The sequence below is a fragment of the Clostridium fungisolvens genome (genome assembly GCF_014193895.1).
Lineage (GTDB): Bacteria > Bacillota > Clostridia > Clostridiales > Clostridiaceae > Clostridium_AR > Clostridium_AR fungisolvens.
In genome coordinates this window covers 1,705,929-1,731,922 of sequence record NZ_BLZR01000001.1, presented here as the reverse complement: position 1 = coordinate 1,731,922, position 25,994 = coordinate 1,705,929, and the positions used below count along the sequence as shown (strand labels likewise).

The 25,994-nt window shown below is 33.7% G+C and carries 17 protein-coding genes and 3 rRNA genes; 5 read left to right on the top strand and 15 right to left on the bottom strand.

Features of this window, described 5'->3' with window-relative positions:
• Positions 1-196: 196 nt before the first annotated feature.
• From bsdtw1_RS07185 to bsdtw1_RS23435, 3 genes are all read right to left on the bottom strand, one after another.
• A complete protein-coding gene (locus bsdtw1_RS07185; RefSeq protein ID WP_183276909.1) occupies positions 197-622 on the bottom strand; it encodes a GNAT family N-acetyltransferase in 426 nt (141 codons plus the stop codon).
• A gap of 306 nt (positions 623-928) precedes the next feature.
• Entirely contained in the window at positions 929-2,290 is a 1,362-nt protein-coding gene (gene dnaB / locus bsdtw1_RS07180; protein WP_183276908.1) for a replicative DNA helicase, read from the bottom strand.
• 11 nt (positions 2,291-2,301) lie between these two features.
• Positions 2,302-3,207, bottom strand: coding sequence for a conserved phage C-terminal domain-containing protein (locus bsdtw1_RS23435; protein ID WP_244638121.1), 906 nt, complete (start codon positions 3,205-3,207; stop codon positions 2,302-2,304).
• Between the two features lie 318 nt (positions 3,208-3,525).
• Here bsdtw1_RS23435 and bsdtw1_RS23595 point away from each other — a divergent pair, with 318 nt between their 5' ends.
• The 3 genes from bsdtw1_RS23595 to bsdtw1_RS07165 all read left to right on the top strand — a co-directional run bounded on the left by bsdtw1_RS23595 (position 3,526) and on the right by bsdtw1_RS07165 (position 4,428).
• Entirely contained in the window at positions 3,526-3,651 is a 126-nt protein-coding gene (locus bsdtw1_RS23595; RefSeq protein WP_280514129.1) for an HTH domain-containing protein, read from the top strand.
• Between the two features lie 72 nt (positions 3,652-3,723).
• Positions 3,724-4,062, top strand: a complete 339-nt coding sequence (locus tag bsdtw1_RS07170; RefSeq protein WP_183276907.1) for a hypothetical protein — start codon at positions 3,724-3,726, stop codon at positions 4,060-4,062.
• A gap of 84 nt (positions 4,063-4,146) precedes the next feature.
• Complete coding sequence (locus tag bsdtw1_RS07165) at positions 4,147-4,428, top strand: hypothetical protein (protein ID WP_183276906.1); 282 nt, start codon at positions 4,147-4,149, stop codon at positions 4,426-4,428.
• Between the two features lie 156 nt (positions 4,429-4,584).
• On the opposite strand, the gene bsdtw1_RS07160 is transcribed toward bsdtw1_RS07165, so the two are convergent.
• The 4 genes from bsdtw1_RS07160 to bsdtw1_RS07145 form a co-directional block, all read right to left on the bottom strand.
• Positions 4,585-5,517, bottom strand: a complete 933-nt coding sequence (locus tag bsdtw1_RS07160) for a hypothetical protein (RefSeq protein WP_183279887.1) — start codon at positions 5,515-5,517, stop codon at positions 4,585-4,587.
• Positions 5,514-6,002 carry an RNA polymerase sigma factor gene (locus bsdtw1_RS07155; RefSeq protein ID WP_244638120.1) on the bottom strand — a complete coding sequence of 163 codons (489 nt, stop codon included), beginning with the start codon at positions 6,000-6,002 and terminating at the stop codon, positions 5,514-5,516. The genes bsdtw1_RS07160 and bsdtw1_RS07155 overlap by 4 nt, the downstream gene beginning before the upstream one ends.
• 288 nt (positions 6,003-6,290) lie before the next feature.
• Complete coding sequence (locus bsdtw1_RS07150) at positions 6,291-7,019, bottom strand: hypothetical protein (protein ID WP_183276905.1); 729 nt, start codon at positions 7,017-7,019, stop codon at positions 6,291-6,293.
• Positions 7,020-7,144: 125 nt separating this feature from the next.
• On the bottom strand, positions 7,145-7,345 hold the full coding sequence (locus tag bsdtw1_RS07145) for a DUF5808 domain-containing protein (RefSeq protein WP_183276904.1): 201 nt from the start codon (positions 7,343-7,345) through the stop codon (positions 7,145-7,147).
• A gap of 1,102 nt (positions 7,346-8,447) precedes the next feature.
• Between bsdtw1_RS07145 and bsdtw1_RS07140 the strand changes: the two genes are divergently transcribed.
• Positions 8,448-8,780: a hypothetical protein gene (locus bsdtw1_RS07140; RefSeq protein ID WP_183276903.1), complete on the top strand. Its 333-nt coding sequence runs from the start codon at positions 8,448-8,450 to the stop codon at positions 8,778-8,780.
• Between the two features lie 68 nt (positions 8,781-8,848).
• Here bsdtw1_RS07140 and bsdtw1_RS07135 read toward each other — a convergent pair whose 3' ends face one another.
• The 5 genes from bsdtw1_RS07135 to bsdtw1_RS07115 all read right to left on the bottom strand — a co-directional run bounded on the left by bsdtw1_RS07135 (position 8,849) and on the right by bsdtw1_RS07115 (position 18,811).
• Positions 8,849-9,025 carry a nucleoside phosphorylase-I family protein gene (locus tag bsdtw1_RS07135; protein ID WP_183276902.1) on the bottom strand — a complete coding sequence of 59 codons (177 nt, stop codon included), beginning with the start codon at positions 9,023-9,025 and terminating at the stop codon, positions 8,849-8,851.
• 352 nt (positions 9,026-9,377) lie between these two features.
• Positions 9,378-10,145, bottom strand: coding sequence for a hypothetical protein (locus bsdtw1_RS07130; protein ID WP_183276901.1), 768 nt, complete (start codon positions 10,143-10,145; stop codon positions 9,378-9,380).
• Positions 10,146-10,181: 36 nt separating this feature from the next.
• Entirely contained in the window at positions 10,182-15,800 is a 5,619-nt protein-coding gene (locus bsdtw1_RS07125; RefSeq protein WP_183276900.1) for a DUF6531 domain-containing protein, read from the bottom strand.
• A gap of 364 nt (positions 15,801-16,164) precedes the next feature.
• A complete protein-coding gene (locus bsdtw1_RS07120; RefSeq protein ID WP_183276899.1) occupies positions 16,165-17,202 on the bottom strand; it encodes a hypothetical protein in 1,038 nt (345 codons plus the stop codon).
• A gap of 202 nt (positions 17,203-17,404) precedes the next feature.
• A complete protein-coding gene (locus tag bsdtw1_RS07115; protein ID WP_244638119.1) occupies positions 17,405-18,811 on the bottom strand; it encodes an MFS transporter in 1,407 nt (468 codons plus the stop codon).
• Between the two features lie 287 nt (positions 18,812-19,098).
• Here bsdtw1_RS07115 and bsdtw1_RS07110 point away from each other — a divergent pair, with 287 nt between their 5' ends.
• Positions 19,099-20,616: a phytoene desaturase family protein gene (locus bsdtw1_RS07110; protein WP_308463803.1), complete on the top strand. Its 1,518-nt coding sequence runs from the start codon at positions 19,099-19,101 to the stop codon at positions 20,614-20,616.
• 80 nt (positions 20,617-20,696) lie between these two features.
• Here bsdtw1_RS07110 and rrf read toward each other — a convergent pair.
• The 3 genes from rrf to bsdtw1_RS07095 form a co-directional block, all read right to left on the bottom strand.
• Positions 20,697-20,814, bottom strand: a 5S ribosomal RNA gene (rrf, locus tag bsdtw1_RS07105).
• 56 nt (positions 20,815-20,870) lie between these two features.
• A 23S ribosomal RNA gene (locus tag bsdtw1_RS07100) occupies positions 20,871-23,776 on the bottom strand.
• A 400-nt stretch (positions 23,777-24,176) separates the two neighbouring features.
• Positions 24,177-25,696 (bottom strand): 16S ribosomal RNA (locus bsdtw1_RS07095).
• The 16S, 23S and 5S rRNA genes sit together here, the layout of an rRNA operon.
• Positions 25,697-25,994 lie beyond the last annotated feature (298 nt).

Below are 25,994 nucleotides of genomic sequence, written 5' to 3'. Positions count from 1 at the left end.
ATTTATGCTAAAAATAGTTCACAAATTAATTACTAAAGTAAAACCGGTACTCCAATCGTGCTACCTGTTAACAAAGATGAACAACTTCACTCTAAAATACTATTTAAAAAAACGCCTCTAGTTTTAGAGGAATTTTTTTAAATACAAGTTTGAGTATGAAGTGGCTCATCTATGTTTAATGTTAAGAAATGTTATATTATAAATTCTTTTTCAGATAATAACGTTTATGCTCAGCTGGACAATCATCTAGTACACCAAAAACCTCATATCCATGTTTTAGATAGAAATCTTTTGCTTGAAAATCAAAGGTATCTAAGTGGCTTAATTTACATCCTTTTTCCTTAGCAGCCCTTTCAACTTCCTTCAAAAGTACAGAACCATACCCTTCTTTTCTATACTCTGCTTTAACCCACAAAACATCTACATATAGGCAATTCCAGCAATATAATACGCTATTTATTCCTGCTAACACCTCTCCATTTGATCCTTTTATTACTCTATTAATAGAAATAAATGATGGTTCCTGAGTAAATGTAACTTTGGACCTATTATATTCAACTATACCATTATCAACTAATCCACATTCTTCTCTTGTACTTTCTTCAATAACATAATTTGCCATAACTTCTCTCCCCAATTATTATTTATAGATTATATATATCTCACTCTACTATTATACATAGATAAATATACAACCAAAACTACCTTTAAAGGCATAAGTTTAACTTCAAGTGGTATCATATAAACATTATCATCTATGTTCTTTTTTATTATTAACCCATCAATATAGCTTTTTATAGACCTGAAAATTTTATTTTAAGCTACACTACTTCAATCCTTAAATTCTAAATAAAAATTTCGGTAGTTACACTAATCTATTTTGGAACAAATTATGATATAAAATATATATATTCTTCGTTCTGAAGCATCAATTCACCCATTTGCCATTATTAGAGGTTGTCCTTTTTATTCCTCTCTTATCTCCCCCATCCAATTCAACAAACTTCTGATACTGTGCAAGCCATGCTAGTTTAGTTGTACCTACTAGTCCATTTCTATTTTTGCCTATAATCACTTCACTAATATTCTTTTCTTCTGTATCTGGGTGATAGTATTCATCTCTATATAAAAGCATGATAATATCTGCATCCTGCTCTATTGATCCTGAATCTCTTAAATCTCCTAATTGCGGTCTATGATCTGCTCTTTTCTCTGGTGCTCTGGATAGCTGTGATAAGGCAACTACTGTTATTTCCAGTTCCTTTGCCATATTCTTAAGGGCTGCAGAGATTTTGCTAACTTCTTGTTCTCTAAGATATACTTTTTCATTTAATTTGATTTGTTGTAGATAATCTATTATCACAACATCCAGCCCTTGCTTAAGCTTTAGCCTCTTACATCTAGCTTTTATGTCATTTATATCTAATTCTCCACAATCATTTATTTTTATATTCTTTCCAGCTAGTCTAGCAGAAGCCTGTGTTAGTTTTACCCACTCATCATCATTCATAGAACCTTTATTTACTCTTGAAAATTCAAGTAAAGCTTCTGAAGCCTGCATTCTATAAGCTAACTGTTCTTCACTCATCTCCAAACTAAAAATAGCTACCTTTGCTTCATGTGCAATGTTATTTGCAATGTTTATGGCAAAAGCGGTTTTCCCCATAGATGGTCTTGCTGCTATCACTATAAAGTCAGATTTTTGAAGTCCATTGGTATATCTGTCTAGATTTTTATAACCTGTTGATATTCCAACAATCCCACCACCTTTAAGATAGTTTTTTTCAATATTTTTCAATGCAATTTCCATGCATTCACCTATAGTTGTAAAATCCTTGTTTTTATTGCTGGTTATCTTGAACATGGATTCCTCTGCTCTTATAATTATATCTTTTACATCATTCTTGTCCTCATAGGCTTCCTTTAGCATTTCTTGTGCTGATAATATAAGTTTTCTTTTAGATGACTTTTCTTTAACTATTTCAGCATAATGACTTAGAAAGCTTTGATTTATTACTCCACCTTTAAGCTGAACCAGGTAGCTTGCACCTCCAACGGAGGACAGCATATCTCTTGCTTTTAAGTAATTTATAACAGTTATTATATCTATACCCTTGTCCTTCTTATACATTTCAGAAAGACAGACAAATATATTTTTATGACTTGGTACATAGAAGTCATTTTTATCTAAAACTCCAATCAAATCCTCCATACTTCCATTATCTAATAAGCATCCAAGTACTGCTTGTTCCGCTTCTTTAGAGCTTGGCATAGCTTTTAATAAATCCATAACTCTTCCTCCTAATCTAGCAGTTTATACATTCCAGCATTAGCTGTTCCTGTACTTTCAAGCATTGAAGTAATAACTTTCTCTTTCCTTGTAGCTCTATTTTCATTGAGATACCCTTCAAACTTATTTCCAAATAAGGTTTCAGGTCTTAGGAATTTTTCCATAGCAGTACTCTTCCAATCTAAAAACTTATTATCAATAACCTTATAAAAATCTTCTAGCGTAAAACCTTCTTTAAATCTAGCTTTTATATTTTTAATAGTTAAATTAGTATTAGGTTTATAGTTTGTATTAGCTTTTAAATTTAGATAATCAATTATCTTTTTATTAATATCCTTGTATTCTATATTTTCTTTATCTGTTTTTATATATTTATTATTTTTAATATAAGGATTAATAGTAGAAGGATTATTTGTTCCGGATTTACATCCTGTAGCAGTAGGATAATTATCCGTAGCCTCTAAGGATTTACATCCGTCAATAGACATGTTTTCATCCGAATGGGTTTTAGAATTATCTAGATTATTTGCTTCATTATTAGAATTATTTTCGTTATCTTTTTCTTCATTATCAGTTTCTTTTTCATAGCCTGATATTAAATCAATATAATTTTCTCCCAAGGTGTAATAGGAATAAGTTCCACAACTTTTTATTGTCTTATGCTTCAGTATATTTGCTTTCACAAGCTTTCTTAATCTTCTATAAATACTATCTTCATTGTTAAGATTTAAAATAGGATATTCTTGAAAAATTCCTTCATACTTAACCCAATAATAGACTTCGTCATCTATGATTTCTGTCCTCATTCTATTTGTACCTTTAAAATCAATAAAATATCGTAGTATAACCGCATCTTTCATATCAAGGCCAAAATTAATCAATTTCGCTTGGTCAAAGCCCATAACTACATACTTCATCTTACCCCTCCAAAAATTTTATTAATAGCAATTTAAAATCCGACTTTTTCTAATTCTCAATATAAGCATCTTTCATTGCATACAGATTTAAATAAAATGCTGTATTTGTGAAACTTCCTTCATTATATCCAATTATTTTACAATCATGTTGATATTTCGCAAAACGTAAGAAACTTTTAAGAATTTTCTGCTTTTTAACTCTTAAGAGTAGTAACCAGTCATTGTTTTGTAATACATATTATGTAAAAAATGTTATAATAAATTTTATTAACCGTAGACTTTTTAATTTATAAACTACAACTAATTTGAGGTGATTAAATGGTATTTACCAACTTACATTATGCTGATGATGTATTAAGAGAAAACATACAAGGTTTAGCAGAGAACTATAAAATTGAGCTTAACACTTTAAGCAAAATGCTAGGAGTGGATTATATAAGTTAGCTGTGGCTACTTTATTCTTGCATTATTTGTTGAAAAAAGAGCCTAATTATGATTTTCCTAGGGGGATATAACATGGATAATATGAATACACTTTTACTTTGGGCTGCTATGCTCTTTCTTATAATTTTTGCAGCTGTTAGATTAGCAATTAATCCCTTAGTTGATAAACAAGGTGATCCAATTGAAGAAAGTGATGATTTTGTTAAGTTACGTGATATAGACGTGCTTAGTGATTCTGAGCTGGAAGAAATAATAGAGTTTTATCAAAAGAATGAGCTAAAAAATAAAAACTACAAGCAGTATGAAAATTATTCAAATGCGTTAAAAGAATTGAAAGAGATTGGATATCTCTCCGAAGAACTGTATTCTAGTAAAACGGATATGCTTAATGATTACTTCAAGATTGATTAGAATGTATATTAATTTTTTTTAATTAACTGCTTTAATAAAAAGATTTAGTTGATAATTTATAAATAAGATTTAGGAGGAGTACTTATGGATACATTAGATTTTGTGCTAAAAATATTAAAAAATATAATTATTAGCATTACTTTAGGATTTATACTTTGTGCTGTAAATCGTGTGCTGTCCCCATTTCAATATGGTGTCATTTTTGAAGGCTTATTTGGTATTGGCTTCTTTACGATAGTGTATACACTAGTAGCTCATGAAAGACAAAATCCTATAAAATTATTTAATCTCATAAATATGTCCTGGATATACTTTTTAGTATTTATGCTTACCATTTTATGCGTAGATTCTTTTATTTTTGTTTAAATATCAACATTACTATGGATGAACAGATATAAAAATATAAGTCTACTTAATTATCAACGCTGTTCTTTAACAAAGCCTAAACTTAAAAGGACACTCCTGAAAAAGGAGTGTCCTCTATAACTTTATCTTTATAACTATAAAAAGTTATCTATTATACTACTCTAATTCATTCCAAAGTTTTTGAAAGACTTTATCCTCAATTTTGAAGAAAATATAAGAACTATTATAAAATACATACCCATCTTTGAAAAGCCTTAGTTCAACCTCACTACCATCCTTTAAAGTCAAATATATAAACTTCTGATTTTCTTCTCCTCCTTTAGTAAAAAGATCTGTTACACTTTCTTGTTCATATGGAGTAGAATTTTTCAATTCCTTCACAAAGCTATTTAACGTGTCTAAATTCTTAAGTTCCTTATATTCCTGCTTGTTGTTATTCCAGCTTTCGAACCTTTGCATTCTGGCAGAGCTGATATTATTCTCTATTTTTAATTTACCAAAAACATCTTCTCCGTTTTTTACAGTAATACCACTAAAGCATTCATAAAACTCTGCATAGATGACTCCTTCTTGTTTACCATATGTCATGATTCTAAAGTTTTTATCGTAATTTTTAACAGTGTAAACATCTGCAATTCCAATTGTTGATGCAAGCTCAACTGCATAATCCTTCTGGCTACTCCACTCATCTAAGCTTTCCTTAGTTGTTCCAATCTTTTTATCAATTAATTTTTCAGCATTTTCAGGAGTTATCTTGGTGCTTGAATGAGTATATATTTTTCCTTGATAAACGATGAGTGCTACCATTTTAGCGTTTTTTCCTGCATTTTTTTCTAATTTCATTTTCGGTATATATATGCCATCTCCAGAACTTATAGTATTATGGTTTTTTGTTACTTTTATAGCTGCGAGATTTTTAGCAACTATTCCAATAGCAACAACCATTATGGCACTTGCTGCAATTGCTGCTATTCTTTTAATTGAGAATTTATTATTTTGGCCTTTTGATATTTTATCTAAAACTTTTTGTTCCATTTCGTTGTCTGGCATTAGCTTTCCAATAGCACTTTTAATGTCATGTCTATTCATAACTCTTCTCCTTCCAACTCTATTTTTAAGGCGTCACGTCCCCGTTTTAATCTCATTTTAACTGCTGACTCACTGATATTAAGTATCCTTGATATATCTTTAATTGAGTAGTCTTCGAAGTAATAGAGATAAATAACATCCTTATATTTAGAAGGTAATCGTATGATCTCCTCCATTATTTCTATTTCCTTTGAACTATCATAATATCTTTCAATATCCTCAAGATTTATAACTCGTTTACGCCATATACTTCTCAAAATATCTTTGCATATATTGATAGTCACTCTAATCAGCCAGGCTTTTTCATGTTCGTTATTATTAAACTGTGGACTTTTGTATATTAACTTTAAGAAGGACTCCTGAACAGCTTCTTCTGCATCCTCTTTATTTCCAAGATAAATCATGCAAATTTTAAATAGCATATCGCTATAAAGTTTATACTTTTGTGAGAAATTATCAGTTAACTGTTTAGATGGATTCTGCAAAATCCTCACTCCTTTCACCTATAACACGAATAAAAACAGAATATAGTCACATTACTTAGAATATTTTTTCATCTTTTTGTAAATTAAAAATTAGTCCGATGACTAGACGTTATATTTTCATTATTAATGCTTTAAGGGCAACCTTCCTAGGTTCCCCTCTTCATAAGGATTTTCTATATCAAATTAATCAATTTAAATTGCTTAGTTTTGTCAGCATAGCTTCATGTCGTTAAACCCCATCATATTCAATTTTATTAAAGAGTTTAGTTGCAGCTACTTATGAGCATTTTATATATCAAGATAGTACCAATTAATGCCTAATAGTCCTTTCTTTAAGCATACATATACTATTTCGTTGTCAGAAACTTCGTAGTAAACCTTATCCGGTACCACTACTGTATTTTTACTCTTTATAGGTCCCCACGGTGATACTCCAACTCTGTGTACCACTACATGAAGCTTTTCTCCACTTTCATAAATATCTTTTCCTATTATTGTTGTGGTATAAAATGAAGGTTCAGAATAATCGTATAAAAAATTAACATTTAAAATAGTTCCCATACAATATGCTGGTATTGAAAAAATTATAAAAAATAGTGCGTCAATGTTTCTTAATTTAATTTTCTTGAGAAATATCATTATCGTAGTTAGAATAAAACAAGACAGGGCAAAATATATCCACAAAAGAGCAGAATAAATTGTATTACTTCCAAAAGTTGTTGACATAAAAATAGCCATTGAATTTAGAGCAATAGTCAACCCTACAAACGGACTTGAACCATCTTGCACAAGAAATTCCACTGACTTATATATGAATAAAATTATAAATCCTATTGAAGCAGCTAGCATACTTAGACTGATTACAAGTCTAAATGGATTAGGATAAAAGAGTGCCCATAAGCCAATTATTATTCCGAAGATATTATAAAGTTGAACTATATTATCAACGCCAACTTTTTGACGAATAATTCTAACTTTATTCCTTCTTTTAACTCTTCTTCTCTTCTTAGTTTTCATTTTATTCCTCTCACATATTTTCCTTTTTCAACAGAAAAATTTTTCACTCCCTACTACTCACTAGTCTCCAGATAATTTTATGTAAAACAGATAATCTTTAAATTAATATAAACCGCTTCAACTTATTATCGGAATTTACGTACTACTATCATTATAATTACCAATGCAACTATAATCCAAGAGATTGGGTTAGCCCAATTCATAGTCCACCCATATCCATATGCTTTTGGTATAAAAAAATTTGAGTCTTCTGTGTTGAAATAAAATAAAGAACCATGTAGCTCTCTATAGTCTTTAATCTCTTCCTTTGTCCATTTTCTTCTCATAATAAAATCTCCCTCTATCGCTTGCTTATAAACATTGTACTGAATTAAACAAGAATATTCCAGTTTAAAAAAATGAATTTTTTATATTATCATGTGTAACCCCGCATATTTGCTATAACTATATAAATATATAACTATATAAATATTTATATAGTTATATATTGCGCTATAAGAAGAAAGTTACTGTAAAAAGCAAAATTTATTAGTACAAACTCATATCTCTCATATTGATACAAAATTAAAAGATTTTAGTATTAGAGGAGTAATTTATGCATAAATTATGTAAATTTTTCGTATTTCTGTAACTATATAGTGTATAATTATATTAATGAAACTTTATATTTTATAACGGGATATTTGGTGTTCAATTTTAGAGGGAGAAATGCTGATAATATTCAAGAAAATATCTTAACTATGGCTAATGAAGCGTTAGAATTATTAAGTGAAAAATAAATTATTCAAAAATATGGTTTGAATGATACTTTAAGAAACTTTTTAGCAAGTTCCATATCTTTATTTGGAGTTTAATGATTGAAGTAGTTTATCATTTCTTCGGAATAGAAAGTCCAGTTCTATCAAATGAAACTAATATATAATTCTACTAAATAATAAACGTAATAAGATTATGAACTATATGTTTTATAAAGTGGAGGTAGTTTAAGCAATATGAACGAAAAGCATAGATGTATTTTAAACAATTGTTATCTAATATTACATATTTAAAAAAACTTATTTATAGGAGGGGTTTGAAATAAAAGATACTCAAAAGAATTCCAAAATAACTCTAATCATTTCTGGAGCTTCAGTTATTATTTCTTTGCTAGGACTTATTATTGCTATAATGAACTTGAAATTTTCAATTACTCATGGAAAGCCAATAGGTAGCGCTATTACATTGCTTTTGTGTGGTATTACAGTGTTTCTAGCATGTATAACTCAATTTATAGTGTTTAGAAATAAATATAGAAAAAATTCAAAGTAAGAAAGCGTATTTTATTGGTACATTCTTTTCTTGTATTATCACTTGTTGACAATATCTTTATTCTAATTAAATATTGCAAATTATTGTCCCACTTTAATTTTATATATCTGGAGGAATACAATGAAATTTAAAAAGATCTTTTTAATTGTCATTATTCTAATGTTCTTATATATTCCAGCATGGTTCATCTATACTAGGTTCTGTTTACCACAATATAAAATGACTGATAATACAATAACTTATAAGAACAATGTTTATATTCGTAATGATTCACTCTCTTCTTTTGATGAGAAAAATGTTGGAAAAGCAATAGGTATTGCTATATATAAAAAGAGGACTTTAACTGACTATATATGGCCATTTTGGGTAAGTGAATTTAAGGATGATAAGGAACATAACCGTATTTTTGTTAAAGGTCTCATGGATTTAGGCAGTGAGTATGACAAAAAATAAAATACCATTTTGTTAAATGGTATTTTATTTTCATCTATAAATTAAGTTTTCATACAGAAACCCTTTAATTATAACTCAAGACATGCTTCAACGGAAAACCAAAACAAAGCTTCTCTTACAAACTTTCTGTCAACTTCACTTCTCCCATCCCATTCTTCGCAGCTGATATCATCACCTCCGTATATCATCTGTCCAAATACAACATTCCTATATTCTGCTACAGCACAAAAAGCTGAACATTCCATTTCTACAACTAAGCAACCTTCTTCACATTACAAATAACAATATTCCCGTGGACGATTTAATAACAAATGATTTTTATGCCTTCTCTGTGTGAAAATTTAATTATAAAGCATTGAAATATCTAGATTTACTCGATATAAAAATCTTATACCTTCGTAAAAAAACTATAGCTCGTTGAGCATTGGCTTTTTTATAATAATTTTTCATATAAAACTGCTGATTTTTTTAACTGTTCTATATAAAAAACAGTCAGTAACATCATTCCTATTAGAAATAAAATGCTACTGACTGATATTAATACCTTTTTACATCGTTACACTTTGCAATTAATGTATGCCTACTTATTATATAGTTTTACTGCATTTCAGGATTTCTAACTGTACTCTCTATAGATTCATAAACTACCTTCAAATCATGACAATACAGTGTTCCTTTGAACCAATATTCATTTATATCATCAATTGGTGATACATCAATATTCTTTCCTCCAACTCGTGAAACTATATAGTCTTCACCCTTATAGTTATCAAGCTGCCAGCTTCCACCTAGATTATTAATGATTAGCTCACCATAATAAGCTGCTGCATCAATTATAAAATTACCGCTAGGTTCGGAGGATTTAACTTTTTCAGCTTCTATTATTTTTATAAGTTTGTCTAATTGTTCTTTAGGATTTTCAAAAACTAAATCAAACTTTTTGGCAAAGCTTCCTGATTTAGATTTTGTTTCTATTGATAAAGCATCAAACACCGATTTATCTGGCTTTAAATATTTCTTTGATAAAATTTCTAGGGTTTCCAAACCATAATTTTTTATGTGTTCACAAAATTCTTTAAGAATATCTTGAAGTTCACTTTCGCTATTATAGTTCCAGAAATATTTATTTTTGAATTTCTCATCTATAAGGTAAAGCTGATAATCTCTCATTGGAGTCATTAAAGATGTTCTAAAAAGAAGCCTTAAGGTATTTCCTATTCTCACCTTATCTACAACTATATATTTAGTCACACCCTCTTCTTCTTTTTCATATTGGTATACGCCTTGTAAATTGCTTGTCTTATAGTCGTATCCATACTGTTTTAAAAATGGAGATATTATATTCTTAATATTTTTTAATAACATATCAAATTTACCTCGTTACTGTTTTTTTACTTAATATTACCATGCAAAAGCTTTTGTTATCAAGCCCCATCCAAAGCCTAGAGAAGGTACGTCATCAGCTGCACCTGCGCCACCAGTTAGCACATCTTCTACCAATGTACCAACAATTAATGCTCCACCAGCAATAACAAGTCCTGTTCTTGCCAAAGCTCCATAATCCTTGTTATCCTCTGTTGCAGGCTCTTCCTCTGTTTGGGTGCTTGGCTCTGGCTCCGGAGTTTTATTTCTCAAATAATAATATACTAAGCCTGGTTCCGTAAAATAGTTAGTAAAGAGCACAATTTCCTTACTAGGATCTAGTGTATATGGCAAAGTAACGCCACTTGGATTCCAGCTAGTCCCCCTCATTGGATTAACCGCACCGTTATCCATGAGACCATTTATATATGCATTAATTTGATTATTGGCCATTAAATTATATTCTACACTTGTGAAAGATGAAATATGCTTTAGCTCAAATACTTCAGTACTATACCCATTATACTGAATCATATCAGCTCTTCCAGTACCACTGGCATTGATATATACACCACTTGGAATAGTTACTTCAACAGATCTATTCATAGGACTCTGTGTTAAGAAGTAGCTTTCAACTATTCTGTGAACCTCTCTTCCCATCTCAAAATTAGAAGGATCTATACCATTATATCCCCCTAAAGCCCCTGCTCCACTTAGACATGGATTATCATATAAATCATCAAGTGGATTTGTAGACTCTGGAATATGTCCAGTTGGATCAATATACTTTAATGGATTATTAAGTCCATATACATAACGATTTAAAGTAGATGTTTTAGAGATAGTTCCTTTGTAAGTATCCTCACTAATAAATCTTCCTATGATTGGCATGTAGTATCTTGCTTGTGCAAATAAAAGTCCATTAGCATCATTTTGATATCCTGCATATCCATAGAAGTCTTTTCCTGTAAAAATATTAATTAAAGAATTTGAATTAAGTTGGATGTTACCAAAGGCATCATAATCATATGCAGCCTTAGTTTTTCCTTTATCATCTAGCACTCTAGTTGTACTGCCCATTGCATCTTGTAGGAAAAAGCTATTTGTAATATCAGAATTATTGTTATTCTTATTACTTTCGCTTATTAGATCAATACCATAGGTAAATTTGCTTGAATTATTAGTATTATAAGTTTCTAAAACCCTATTTACTGGTGAAGAATAATCTATGGTATAACTTTCTTCGTTAGTCACGCAACTTTGGTTATTGCTATTTACCTTAAAGTCATCCCCAAGCATATTTTTCAATTTTCCTAATAAGTTAGGTGCTTCTTCCTTACTTCCTAATTTTCTTCCAGCACCGTCGTAAGTATAGCTTGTAGTTACACCTAAAGCATTTTTTGTACTTTGTAACTTATTGCTAACATCAAATTTGTTTGATTGTAAGCTCAAATTAGAAGCCTTAATATCGACTAAGTTTCCTCTACCATCATAGGAAAATTGGATTGGATTATTTGATTGATTCTCTAATATTCCTTTTACACTACCGCTTAGTTCTGTAATCTTATTAGCTTCATCATATTTGTAGTCTATGGAACTAACATATTTTCCAACAATATAATTTTCTTTCTTTACCCTATTTCCTAATGTATCATAAATATATTTTTCAGAAGTTTTATCTGGATTATCTACTTCAATCAATTGGTTTAAGTTATCGTACTTGTACTTAGTTTCACCTTCGTTATAGCCATTGAAGCCTAATATATTCTTTCCTTCTTTAATTTCTGATAGTTTATTTCCTACTTCATCATATGTGTAAGAAAACTGTTCAACTAACTTGCTCTTAGGATCTATTGATTTTGAGTTAGTAACTCTATTTAAAGGATCATATACATTAGTTGTACTTATTCCATTTGGTAATGCCTCTTCTATTACATTTCCTACTGCATCATATTTATATTGTGTTTCTTTGTTTTGCGAATCAGTAACCTTTGTAAGTCTATTCATTACATCATATTGGTAGTTTACACTTGTTCCATCAGAGTATTTCAACGAATTTAACTTATCTGCATTGTTCCAATCATATGAAATTTCCTTACCTTTTGGATCGATTGTCTTAACTATTCTACCTAAAGGATCTAAAGTATAATTAGTTTCTCCATTCCAATCCTTCATCTTAACCAATTGGCCTAGGTTATTATATTCATAGCTGACAGTCTTACCATCTGAATAAATTTCTGAGGTAAGATTATTCAAAGCATCAAATTCATATTTTACATTAGTACCATCATTATTAGTCTTTGATATTAATTTACCGTTTTTATCATAGCTATAAGAAGTAACTTGATTTAATGGATTAAGTTCTTCAATTAATAGCCCTCTCTTGTCATATTTATATTTATTAACTATTTCCTTAAGATTGTCAGTATCTTTAGCAGAAAGTCCTTTATTTTGATTTGTTTGAATCAAGTTTCCAACATTATCATATTGATACTTTGTAGAATTTCCGTTTGCATCAATAACTTCTTTTATCTTTCCATTTCCATCATATTTATAAGAAGTACGGTTGCCCTTCTCATCAATCAAAGTTTTTACTTTTCCATCGTTATAGTATTCATACTTCTTTTTTGATCCAAGAGCGTTATCCACTTCTATCAATCTATTTCTGCTGTCATAGATATATTTTATAGTATCGCCCTTTGCATTTTTGTCTGTTAATAGATTTCCGTTAGCATCATATTGTAGCTCTTCTATTGAACCATCTGCATTTATTACCTTTGATACTTTATCGATGTTATTGTACTCATATTTTGTTTCAGTCCCATTGAAGTCAGTTATCTTTACTGGTAACCCATTCAAATTATATTCAATCTTTTTCTCTGCACCAATTTGATTTTTAATAGATATGAGCTGTCCAACTGAATCGTATGAATATAAAATCTCTCCATTTTTCGCATCAATAACCTTAGAGATTTTTCCATCATATCTGTATTCATATTTTGTCTCATTACCCTTTGCATCTATAACACTAGTGACTCTATTAAGGGCATCATAGGAGTATTTAGTTACATTTGAATTCTTATCAGTAACTGAAATTACATTTCCATTACTATCGTATTCATAAGTTAATTTGTTATTTTCCTCATCTGTAGACTCTTGTAATTTATTTAAATCATTATATACAAATGATTTTGAACTACCATCTGCTTTTATAATGTTATTTATATTACCCATTGGATCGTAGTTATACTTAGTAGCTGCACCTTCAGGGTCAACTTGCTCTTGCAATTTCCCCATAGCGTTATATGAATATGATGTTTTATCACCATTTTCATTTACTTCACTTACTAGGTTACCGTTGCTATCATATAAATACTCTTTAGCTGAGCCGTCAGTATAGCTTATCTTAGTCACCTTGCCACTATTGTCATATTGATATTCTGTCTTATTACCGTTTGCATCCACTACTGAACTTACTCTATTTAAATTGTCATATGTGTAGGTTGTCTTGTTGCCATCACCATCTACTTCAGCTATCTTATTGCCATTATCATCATATTCATAGGAATAAGTAACTCCATTAGGTAGAACATTTTTAACAACCTGTCCTTTATCGTTATATTCCATCTTAATAACTCTACTTAACGGATCTTCAGCAGAAATTACATTTCCTTTTTCATCATAGCTATACTTATAAACGCTTCCGTCAGGCCTTTTCATTTGCTCAATCTTATTGTTTTCATTATATACAAATTCATTAACTTGCCCTAAAGGATCAATCTCTTTTGAGATATTTCCTTTATCATCATACTCATATTTATAAGTATTTCCTTGCTTGTCTTTAAAAGAAATTACTTGATTCTTGTCATTAAAGGTTGTGTACTCACTGCCTCTTTTGTAGACTCTTTCATTGATTCTTCCTTGGGAATCCTTCTTATATAAAACTATTTGACCATTCTTCTCTTTAAACTGAGTTTGATTGTCATCATATACGTATTCATTGGTACTTCCATCAGCATACACTTGCTTAATTATTCTATTATTATCATCATAAGTATTAGTTATTGTAGTAATTCCTAAAGGATTAGTTATACTAACCATCCTATTTTTATCATCATATTTATACTGATATGCTTGTCCATTAACATCAGTTGACTTAACCAAATTGCCATTTTCATAAGTAAACAATACTTTTCTATCTGCATTATCAGTTATTTCGCTTAAATTATCATCCTTATATGCAAAACTTAAAGTATTTACGCCATTAGTTACAGTTATTAGCTTGCTGTTTTCATATTTAAAGCTTAAAGTTTTTCCATGTTCATCTGTTTTAGATATTAAGTTTCCATTTTCATCGAATAAATAGGAAACTCCAAATTTGTTTTCTATGAAAAACTTATTTTCATCTTTCACTTCTATAACTTTATAATCCTTTGATGAAAACCACTTATTATCATCACCATAAATAAAATCTTCTGTATGTCCATCTTCAAATGTAATTCTATATCTTCTACTACTTACCTTTTTCAACTTTACAGAATAATTACTTACCCACTTATTTCCTAAAACACCTTTATCATTACCAAAAGAGTTATATACCCTTGTAAAGCTTAGCGCATTTAAACCCTCAATCTTTAAATCCTCGTATTTATATATATAGTTTCCTGTAACTACATTTACTGGGTCACCTACTGCTTGAGAAATACCTGAATCTATATCACTAGTTCCTAAGGATTGTACACTTGTAATATTTTTAAATATTGATTGCAAATATGCATATGATATTAAATCATCATAGGCCTTCAACGAAAAAGTCCCATAACCATCATTACCAGTGTGATAGACATAGTTGTGCTCCCAAGTAAGAGTTGAAGCAATAACCTTACCATCTCCTATTGGGTATTCTATTAAAGTAGGCTCACTATTATTGCTGGCATTTAATATTATCTTTGTGTCATATGGTAGCGAACTTTTATCAAAAATTCTGTGGCTTGCGTAGTTAGAATATAAGTCTGAATCTTTTAATGGTTGGCCCTTAGTGAGAGCTCCAGTTACTACTGGATGTGTAGGGTCCCCTATATAATTATTATTTCTATAGGCAGTTGGCAATAACCTTACATCACCAGGAATCAGCAAATCACTATATCCAATTGCCCATCCTCCATCACACACTCCATATAGCAAGGATCCACCTGAAATTACATATTGCTCTAGTTTAGTTCTAATATTCGATAGACCTCTATAAAATTGGTCATTTTGATCGTTTGCAACTATTATTAATTTATAATTCTTAAAATCTAGATTCTTAGCTGTATCAATGTCAACCTTTGTGTATGCCATCTGAAGTTTATTAAGTACTACTTCATTTGTATCAGTATTCCAAGGTCTAGTTGATTGTATAAGAAGTACATCCGCAGCAGCAGCAACATTACTCTGCATAAAACTTCTCACCCTAACCTTTGAATCATTTAAGTTGATATCCTTTGGCGCTTCATTAGTATTGTAAGATGAATATTGCTGGGTTGCTCCATCCTCACTACTGGTATCAGCGTATGCTATAGAAGTAGCGCAATTACTAAGTACAAATGTGACCAATACAAGTAATACTAATGTGTTTTTAACAACTTTTCTTATGTTTTTGCTAATTTTCAGCCTCATATTTTCTCCCCCTTTACTAAATTAGTTACTCCTTTTATTTTTTCCCTTATAAATGTAACCATTTATACAAACTATTGTATTACATCTTTTTTACATTTTTCAACTATTTTTATATGACATATTAATTCACGAGTCCTCAAGAGCAATTTTTTTTATTTAAATGGTACAGATTTTTTATAATAATATTAAAGTTGTTGCTTAAATTTCTTTTAAAGCTGTATAAGTTCCCATTGAAATCTAGCAAAATAAAAATATGTTAACAAATCTATTAAAACTTTTAGCTTTGACTAGCATTTAATTTTTACTTTTTTTAGAAAACAAAAAAGACTTCAAGTCTTTTGAAGTCTTTTACAATTTACTTTTATTAATAATCTTCTAAAAATATATATCTAGAAGTATTTATATATTCACCACATTTATCACAATAGAATCCACTGCCATTTTCAAAGTTATGAAAATCTTCACTATTAACATCTATTTGCTTAATTGACTTACAATTATCACATATAAAACTTAGAAATACTGAAAGCTCACCTTTAAAGATGCTTTCTGATTTAGTATTACCAAACTCTTTAGTAAACTTGTAAGAAATTAAAGAGTAATTGTATGCCTTAGTTGACTGGCTTAGCTTACGAATAAACCTTTCATATAACTTTATTACTACATTATAAGTATAATATAGTAATATAAGCACTTTCTTATAGTAATAATCAATATACTCTATCTTATTGTCTTCATCTGAAAATACAAAATTCAACTCAGTACTTTTCTTAAAATGACCATCGGTACTAAGGATATTTACCTTATCCCAAATTCTTTGTAAACTGTAATCAGAATTAATATGATATCTCATATCGTAATATGTTTGTACATTTATTTCACTAAAAAACGCTTGATTATCTAATTTCTTAATTGCATCTCTCATTATGTCGATCTTACTGCGTGTAGAAATATTTTCCACCGCATATTTATCAAATCTTTTATTTGCAACTAATTGAAGGAACTTTTCTTCTTCCCCTAATAACCATTCTAGATACAGAAGATTATCACCAAAAGCCTTTCTCTGCAACGATAAAGCTACTGATATTTTTCCTTTTTCAAGAGCATTAATAGATTCACATATAAATTCACACATTTCTCTTAAAATTGCATTAAAGAAATTCTTCCCAACTAAATTTTTTGCTTCTTCAATATACCTATTTTTATATAGCCATAATATTTTATCATCTGATTTCTGAAACTTCTCAGCATCTTCTTCACTTTTAAATACAACTTCAGTTTCCATTTTATTATTAGTTATACAGTTATCTAATATGCTCACAATTATTTCGTGGAAATACCAACATAAATTTTGCTTGGCCCAATATTTCTCTGGTACCTCTAAATGATTTCTGTTTTTCATAAAACTCATCCTTTACACTATACTGTAGTTTGTATAAGGATAATTATACCATATATCGATAAACTAGTATCAATATAACATACTTTTCCTAATTCTTAACTATCAGTTAACCATAAAGGATGTGCTTTATTTTTATACTTATATATTAGTATTTTTCTGATTATAATAACTTAACTTACTTATAATTTCAAAAGTTTTATTTCTATTCACTTATATCAGGTGTCTTCACAAGCCTCAAAAGTGCAACTACAATACCTGCTATTGCAATTATTGCTCCAGTCTTATAGGTGAAACTCATTGAACCTATAAAAAGCTCAGGATTACCAGAAGAAAGAGCTGATACATGACTTCCAAGCTTTGAGCTCATATGACTATAGAATATAGCTACTGAAATAGATATCCCACTTGTCATCCCTAAGTTTCTTATAAGTGAGTTCATACTTCCTGATATACCAAGTTTATCTTTAGGAACTGAAGACATAACCCCTGCATTATTTGGAGATTGAAATAGCCCATAACCACAACCTAGTATGGTCATACTTACCATTATAGCAAAATAAGAGGAGTCTAATCGTAAAAAGGACATTGTAAATATTCCAACACAAGTAAATGCAAGTCCTATAAATGTGGGAATTTTATAACCTATTTTATCACATAGAATTCCGCTTAGTGGCGCCATTACAGCTGCAGTTACTGGATAGACCATCATTATAATACCTGCTTTTTGAGGAGAAAAGTTTAATATATGCTGAAGATAAAATGGCTGTATTATATTTGTAAAATAGATTACACAGTAGGAAATAAAAGCACAAAATATTCCTGCGCTAAAAAGATTATTTTTAAAAAGAGTAAAATCTAGCATCGGGACCTTTGTATTTATTTCTATATAGCAAAAAGCCGCAAAACTTAACACACATATTATAAATCCTGAAACTATTGGCAAACTACTCCACCCAAAGGCTTCACCATTTAAAAGTGATAGAAAAAGTGCTGCTACTGTAACTACAAAAGTGATCATACCTTTAAAATCAAAGATTTGTTCATTAATCTTAATCTCTTCCTTTGGCACATATCTTACACCAGCTAGATATGCAATTACACCGATTGGGATGTTGATTAAGAATATTGACTGCCAGTTAAAGGTTCCAACAAGAAATCCACCTAGTGGAGGTCCAGTCATGGTTCCTATTGCAACTACAGTTCCTAAAATTCCTGTTGCCCTTCCTCTTTCTTTAAGTGGAAACACCATTGTAATAATACCAAAGTTGCAAGCCATCATCATAGCAGCGCCCAGGCCTTGTATCATTCTAGCAACAATTAAAAAAATCATTGTTTTTGAAAAAACACATAACAGTGATCCCAGTGAAAATATAAGAAATCCATTTTGATATATATTTTTCTTGCCTTTCATATCAGCAAGTCTTCCAAACATAAGTACTAGAGTTGAAATAACTAAAAGATAGCTGGTTACTACCCACTGTATTGTCCCTAAATCTACTGACAATGAGGATGCCATCTTTGGTAATGCTACATTAACTATATTAATATCCAAGGTAGTCATAAAGGAACCAACCAATATTACCACTAGAGTCTTCCACTTTCCTTCCATTAAATTGGATACCTCCATCAATTGTTCAGTACTATAATATTAAAATTTTACTAAATTGATACCAATACTATGGATTTAAAATATATATCTTTATTTACTCTTTACATCTAATACCTACTACATTTTTATAACACAAAACATTGTAATAAAATTACAATTGCATTATAATATTCTCCAATATCCTAAACCATATCTTGGATAAGGCTAATTAAGAATTTTATCAAAAGTATAATCATAAAATTAAGCATGTAAGGTTAAATATACATGAGTGTTAGGGGGTGTGAGCTATTAATACATTTGATTATATTATTATTGGAGCGGGAATGGGTGGCTTGAGTGCCGGAAATTTTTTAGCTAAATATAATAAGAAAGTTCTTATTATTGAAAAACATAATATTCCTGGTGGATTGATTACTTCTTTTAAACGAAAAGGAGTTCAATTTGATCTTGGTATCGAAAGCTTATATGAACTGAATGAAGGACAGGCAATACCCCAATTTTTAGAATTTTGGGGAACTTCTATTGAAACTCAAAAGAATTCAGGAGATATCAGTTGTTTTATTGATGGAAAGAGATACAACTTCCACCATGACTCATTAAAAGAAGATTTTCTAAATGCTTTCCCAAATGATAAGGAAGACATTAACCGGATTTTTGAGGTAAATGAAAAAATCTCTAAAGAAATGTTTTCTGGAACTGAAGCACCTAAACCTCCCTATGAAATGAATCTATTTGAACTTATAAAGTTTGGTATTCATAATTACACTAAAAAACCAACCTTTATGAAGTATGGTCTAAAAAATGGAAATGATGTGCTAAAAGAATTAACTAAAAACCCTATAATCAACTCTTTAATATATTCTCAGGGACTTTTTCCTATGGTATATATGGCATATGTTTACCGTTGGAGCGTGATTGGAAAAGGAAGCTATCCTAAAGATGGTATGCAGGCTATACCAAATGCTTCCGTTAATAGTTTTAAGGCAAATGGAGGAATTTTAAAGCTGAACACAGAAGTGACAGAAATACTTATAGAAAAAGATGTAGCAATTGGTGTTAAAACTAAAAACGGAGAATGTTATTATGCAAGAGATATTATCAGCAATGCTTCCCCTCATTTTACTTACGAATTGCTTCCTAGTAATTTCATAAAGAAGGATAAGCTTAAATATGAGATTAGAAATAAAGAGATATTTCCTAGTGCTTGCGCATTATTTTTATCTATAAACAAAAACTATGATTTTGAAAATACAAGTAAATTTTCTTTTTTAACCAGCAGCAATTATAAAGATGATTACAAATCTTTCACACCTGAAAATTGTCCAATCGAAATGATTGTCTACCCACAAAAAACAGATGATACAAATAGAGCTGTAGTTGCACTGTTTCCAATTCCTTACGAATACCAAGGCTGTTGGAAAACTTCCTCCAAACGAGAGAGAGTAGAAGAATATTACAAATTAAAAGCTGAAGTAACTGAAACAATTTTGCATAGGCTAAGTTTAGTGATGGGTAATAACTTCAAAGACAGTATAGAATTAGCAGAGTTATCAACACCGATTACATTTGAACGATTCACCTATAGTAAAAATGGCTCCTTCATGGGATGGGCAATCGACTCTAAAAATTATGGTAAATTTATGAGGCAAAAAACTAAAGTTCCACATTTGTTTCTAGTTGGTCAATGGGTATTTCCTGGTTTTGGCGTTGCAGGTGTTACTGCCAGTGGATATTATCTTGCAAAAGACTTACTTAAATCAGATGGAATTGATTTAGAGAAAGACTATATAAACTTTTTCTCATAATAATTTTCAAGTTTTTAAGAAAAACAATAAAAAAAGACTTCACATTTGTGAAGTCTTTTTCGTATCGTCAGATACTAGTTACCTAGCAACCACCTACTCTCCCACACAGTCGCCCATGCAGTACCATCAGCCGTCTAAGTCTTAACCTTCGTGTTCGGTATGGGTACGGGTGTAACCCTTAGACGCATCATTACTAGATCTTGAAAGATTATTCTTTCAAAATTGCACTTAAGTTTACTTTGTAATAACTTGTATTGGTCAAGCCCTCGACCTATTAGTATCGGTCAGCTGAACATGTTACCATGCTTACACCTCCGACCTATCAACCTCGTGTTCTTCGAGGGGTCTTACTAGCTTACGCTATGGGAAATCTAATCTTGAGGTGGGCTTCACGCTTAGATGCTTTCAGCGTTTATCCCTTCCCGACGTAGCTACCCAGCTATGCTCCTGGCGGAACAACTGGTGCACCAGAGGTCAGTCCATCCCGGTCCTCTCGTACTAAGGACAGCTCCTCTCAAATTTCCTACGCCCGCGACGGATAGGGACCGAACTGTCTCACGACGTTCTGAACCCAGCTCGCGTGCCGCTTTAATGGGCGAACAGCCCAACCCTTGGGACCTACTTCAGCCCCAGGATGCGACGAGCCGACATCGAGGTGCCAAACCTCCCCGTCGATGTGGACTCTTGGGGGAGATCAGCCTGTTATCCCCGAGGTAGCTTTTATCCGTTGAGCGATGGCCCTCCCACGAGGTACCACCGGATCACTAAGCCCGACTTTCGTCCCTGCTCCACTTGTGGGTGTCGCAGTCAGGCTCCCTTCTGCCTTTGCACTCTACGAACGATTTCCGACCGTTCTGAGGGAACCTTTGGGCGCCTCCGTTACTTTTTTGGAGGCGACCGCCCCAGTCAAACTGCCCACCTAACAATGTCCCGTCACCAGCTTCATGGTGCCCGGTTAGAATCCCAGTACTGTCAGGGTGGTATCCCAAGGACGACTCCACATCCCCTAACGAGGATGCTTCCAAGTCTCCCACCTATCCTGTACAGACAATACCGAAACTCAATGCTAAGCTACAGTAAAGCTCTACGGGGTCTTTCCGTCCAATCGCGGGTAGCAAGCATCTTCACTTGCACTACAACTTCGCCGGATTTACAGTTGAGACAGTGCCCAAGTCATTACGCCATTCGTGCGGGTCAGAACTTACCTGACAAGGAATTTCGCTACCTTAGGACCGTTATAGTTACGGCCGCCGTTTACTGGGGCTTAAGTTCACCGCTTCGCGTTACCGCTAACGATTCCCCTTAACCTTCCAGCACCGGGCAGGCGTCAGCCCCTATACATCAGCTTTCGCTTTAGCAGAGACCTGTGTTTTTGCTAAACAGTTGCTTGGGCCTATTCTCTGCGACCTACTCTCGTAGGCACCCCTTCTCCCGAAGTTACGGGGTCAATTTGCCGAGTTCCTTAACTGTAATTCTTCCGCCGGCCTTAGGATTCTCTCCTCACCTACCTGTGTCGGTTTGCGGTACGGGTACTACATTTCTCCCTAGAAGCTTTTCTTGGCAGCGTAGAATCAAGTACTTCAGCCTAAAAGGCCTTCCCCATCACACCTCAGCTAATACAGGCGGATTTGCCTACCTGTATACCTAAGTGCTTAGACTAGCATCCAATAGCTAGCACACTCTATCTTCCTGCGTCACTCCATCGGTAATAACGATTTGCAGTAGTATCGGAATATCAACCGATTGTCCATCACCTACGCCTTTCGGCCTCGGCTTAGGTCCCGACTAACCCTCAGCGGACGAGCCTTCCTGAGGAAACCTTAGGTTTTCGGCCACTAGGATTCTCACCTAGTTCTCGCTACTGATGCCAACATACTCACTCGTAATCAGTCCACCGCTCCTTACGGTACGACTTCAGCCCGATTACGACGCTCCCCTACCCCAGCAGATAAATCTGCTAGCCGTAGCTTCGGTGATAAGTTTGAGCCCCGAACATCTTCGGCGCAGGATCTCTCGACTAGTGAGCTATTACGCACTCTTTTAATGAGTGGCTGCTTCTAAGCCAACATCCTAGTTGTCTTAGAAATCCCACATCCTTTTCCACTTAACTTATACTTTGGGACCTTAGCTGACGATCTGGGCTGTTTCCCTTTTGACTACGGATCTTATCATTCGCAGTCTGACTGCCGGACTAATACTATATGGCATTCGGAGTTTGATAAGGTTCGGTAAGCGATATGCCCCCTAGCCCATTCAGTGCTCTACCTCCATTAGTCATATCCGACGCTAGCCCTAAAGCTATTTCGGGGAGAACCAGCTATCTCCGAGTTCGATTGGAATTTCTCCGCTATCCACAGCTCATCCCATGGTTTTTCAACACCAACGTGGTTCGGTCCTCCACGAAGTTTTACCTTCGCTTCAACCTGGCCATGGATAGGTCACCCGGTTTCGGGTCTACGGCATGCAACTAGTCGCCCTATTCAGACTCGGTTTCCCTTCGGCTCCGTACCTTAAGTACTTAACCTCGCTACATACCGTAACTCGTTGGCTCGTTCTACAAAAAGCACATCATCACACACATATGGTGCTATGATCGGTTGTAGGCACACGGTTTCAGGTTCTATTTCACTCCCCTCCCGGGGTTCTTTTCACCTTTCCCTCACGGTACTTCTTCACTATCGGTCATCAAGTAGTATTTAGCCTTGGGAGGTGGTCCTCCCTGCTTCCCACAAGGTTTCACGTGTCTCGTGGTACTCTGGAGCAGAACTATGGTCTTCTTGTTTCACTTACAGGACTATTACCTTCTACGGTGTATCTTTCCAGATATCTTCAATTACAATAGCCACCAATGTTATGTTCTGTCCGCAACCCCAAAGATAAATCTTTGGTTTGGGCTCTTCCGATTTCGCTCGCCGCTACTGACGGAATCGATTTTTCTTTCTCTTCCTCTAGGTACTTAGATGTTTCAGTTCCCTAGGTTTACCCTCCTATAGCTATGTATTCACTATAGGATACGTAGGGTTACCTACGTGAGTTTCCTCATTCGGAGATCTTTGGATCACAGGCTATTTGCGCCTACCCAAAGCTTATCGCAGCTTGTCACGTCCTTCTTCGGCTCTTGATGCCAAGGCATTCACCATGCGCCCTTTGTAGCTTGACCTAATGTCGTGTCATTATAACCGGCGTATTACTTCGTCAGCTTCGTCACTGCGCTGCTCACTTGTTTGAAACAAGCTCTGCTGCTCGTTCGGTCGCTTCCTCGTACTACTTGGTTCTAATGCCACTCCTAATTTGCTCCGCAAATTACGGTTCTGCACTTAGAAAAGTACATTTCATAATTTGTTTTTGAACAAACCAGTCTACTGACTTGAATACTAGCGTGCATTCTTATCAGTCAATTTATTACAAAGAATAGTAAATATCTTTACTTTAACTTATGTGCAATTTTCAAAGAACAATCTGAGATACTTGGTATCTCAAAATTAAACAGAGAGAGATTCTAACCAGAATTCGTATATATTAAGCCTGAAATGCATCAGTACTTAATAATTTCTCCATAGAAAGGAGGTGATCCAGCCGCAGGTTCTCCTACGGCTACCTTGTTACGACTTCACCCCAATCGCTGACCCTACCTTCGGCTGCTGCCTCCCTTACGGGTTAGCTCACAGACTTCGGGTATTGCCAACTCTCATGGTGTGACGGGCGGTGTGTACAAGGCCCGGGAACGTATTCACCGCGACATGCTGATTCGCGATTACTAGCAACTCCGGCTTCATGTAGGCGAGTTTCAGCCTACAATCCGAACTGGGACAAGTTTTTGAGATTTGCTCCACCTCACGGTCTTGCGTCTCTTTGTACTTGCCATTGTAGCACGTGTGTAGCCCTAGACATAAGGGGCATGATGATTTGACGTCATCCCCACCTTCCTCCCGGTTAACCCGGGCAGTCTCGCTAGAGTGCTCAACTAAATGGTAGCAACTAACAATAAGGGTTGCGCTCGTTGCGGGACTTAACCCAACATCTCACGACACGAGCTGACGACAACCATGCACCACCTGTCTTCCTGTCGGTACCAAAGGTACCGACTTCCCCGGTTAAGGGTAATTCAGGAGATGTCAAGTCTAGGTAAGGTTCTTCGCGTTGCTTCGAATTAAACCACATGCTCCGCTGCTTGTGCGGGCCCCCGTCAATTCCTTTGAGTTTTAATCTTGCGACCGTACTCCCCAGGCGGGATACTTATTGTGTTAACGGCGGCACGGAGGTGTTGAAACCCCCACACCTAGTATCCATCGTTTACGGCGTGGACTACCAGGGTATCTAATCCTGTTTGCTCCCCACGCTTTCGAGCCTCAGTGTCAGTTACAGTCCAGAAAGTCGCCTTCGCCACTGGTGTTCTTCCTAATCTCTACGCATTTCACCGCTACACTAGGAATTCCACTTTCCTCTCCTGCACTCTAGATATCCAGTTTGGAATGCAGCACCCAAGTTAAGCTCAGGTATTTCACATCCCACTTAAATATCCACCTACGCTCCCTTTACGCCCAGTAAATCCGGACAACGCTTGCCACCTACGTATTACCGCGGCTGCTGGCACGTAGTTAGCCGTGGCTTCCTCCTTGGGTACCGTCATTATCGTCCCCAAAGACAGAGCTTTACAACCCGAAGGCCTTCATCACTCACGCGGCGTTGCTGCATCAGGGTTTCCCCCATTGTGCAATATTCCCCACTGCTGCCTCCCGTAGGAGTCTGGACCGTATCTCAGTTCCAATGTGGCCGATCACCCTCTCAGGTCGGCTACGCATCGTCGCCTTGGTGAGCCATTACCTCACCAACTAGCTAATGCGCCGCGGGTCCATCTTATAGCGGATTGCTCCTTTGATTTTCATTTCATGCGAAACGAAAATGTTATGCGGTATTAATCTTCCTTTCGGAAGGCTATCCCCCTCTATAAGGCAGGTTACCCACGTGTTACTCACCCGTCCGCCGCTAAGAAAGTTCCGAAGAACTTTCTCCGCTCGACTTGCATGTGTTAGGCACGCCGCCAGCGTTCGTCCTGAGCCAGGATCAAACTCTCAATTTAAAGTTTAATCATAGCTTACTTACTTAGTAAGTCTTTTTTCAAAAGAATTGCTGGTTTAGTTTAAGTCTAATTTTAGACTTTGTTTATCTTCTCTGTTTAATTTTCAAAGACCAAGTTGTTTTGCTGTTTTTCTGACAGCTTTTATATCTTACCACTGTAAGATTTCTTTGTCAACACATTTTTTAAAACTTTTTTAAATTTAATTTAAATTTCGTTTTAAAATCTTGTGTTGTTTTGTCGAACTGTGTTACAGCGACATAGACTATGATATCACATCTATTGATACTCAATAATAAGT

Bases quoted from the DNA above. Each gene is read 5' to 3' on its own strand.
- bsdtw1_RS07185 (WP_183276909.1), bottom strand. From the start codon at position 622: ATGGCAAATTATGTTATTGAAGAAAGTACAAGAGAAGAATGTGGATTA.
- dnaB (WP_183276908.1), bottom strand. From the start codon at position 2,290: ATGGATTTATTAAAAGCTATGCCAAGCTCTAAAGAAGCGGAACAAGCA.
- bsdtw1_RS23435 (WP_244638121.1), bottom strand. From the start codon at position 3,207: ATGAAGTATGTAGTTATGGGCTTTGACCAAGCGAAATTGATTAATTTT.
- bsdtw1_RS23595 (WP_280514129.1), top strand. From the start codon at position 3,526: ATGGTATTTACCAACTTACATTATGCTGATGATGTATTAAGAGAAAAC.
- bsdtw1_RS07170 (WP_183276907.1), top strand. From the start codon at position 3,724: ATGGATAATATGAATACACTTTTACTTTGGGCTGCTATGCTCTTTCTT.
- bsdtw1_RS07165 (WP_183276906.1), top strand. From the start codon at position 4,147: ATGGATACATTAGATTTTGTGCTAAAAATATTAAAAAATATAATTATT.
- bsdtw1_RS07160 (WP_183279887.1), bottom strand. From the start codon at position 5,517: ATGAATAGACATGACATTAAAAGTGCTATTGGAAAGCTAATGCCAGAC.
- bsdtw1_RS07150 (WP_183276905.1), bottom strand. From the start codon at position 7,019: ATGAAAACTAAGAAGAGAAGAAGAGTTAAAAGAAGGAATAAAGTTAGA.
- bsdtw1_RS07145 (WP_183276904.1), bottom strand. From the start codon at position 7,345: ATGAGAAGAAAATGGACAAAGGAAGAGATTAAAGACTATAGAGAGCTA.
- bsdtw1_RS07140 (WP_183276903.1), top strand. From the start codon at position 8,448: ATGAAATTTAAAAAGATCTTTTTAATTGTCATTATTCTAATGTTCTTA.
- bsdtw1_RS07135 (WP_183276902.1), bottom strand. From the start codon at position 9,025: ATGGAATGTTCAGCTTTTTGTGCTGTAGCAGAATATAGGAATGTTGTA.
- bsdtw1_RS07130 (WP_183276901.1), bottom strand. From the start codon at position 10,145: ATGTTATTAAAAAATATTAAGAATATAATATCTCCATTTTTAAAACAG.
- bsdtw1_RS07125 (WP_183276900.1), bottom strand. From the start codon at position 15,800: ATGAGGCTGAAAATTAGCAAAAACATAAGAAAAGTTGTTAAAAACACA.
- bsdtw1_RS07120 (WP_183276899.1), bottom strand. From the start codon at position 17,202: ATGAAAAACAGAAATCATTTAGAGGTACCAGAGAAATATTGGGCCAAG.
- bsdtw1_RS07115 (WP_244638119.1), bottom strand. From the start codon at position 18,811: ATGGAAGGAAAGTGGAAGACTCTAGTGGTAATATTGGTTGGTTCCTTT.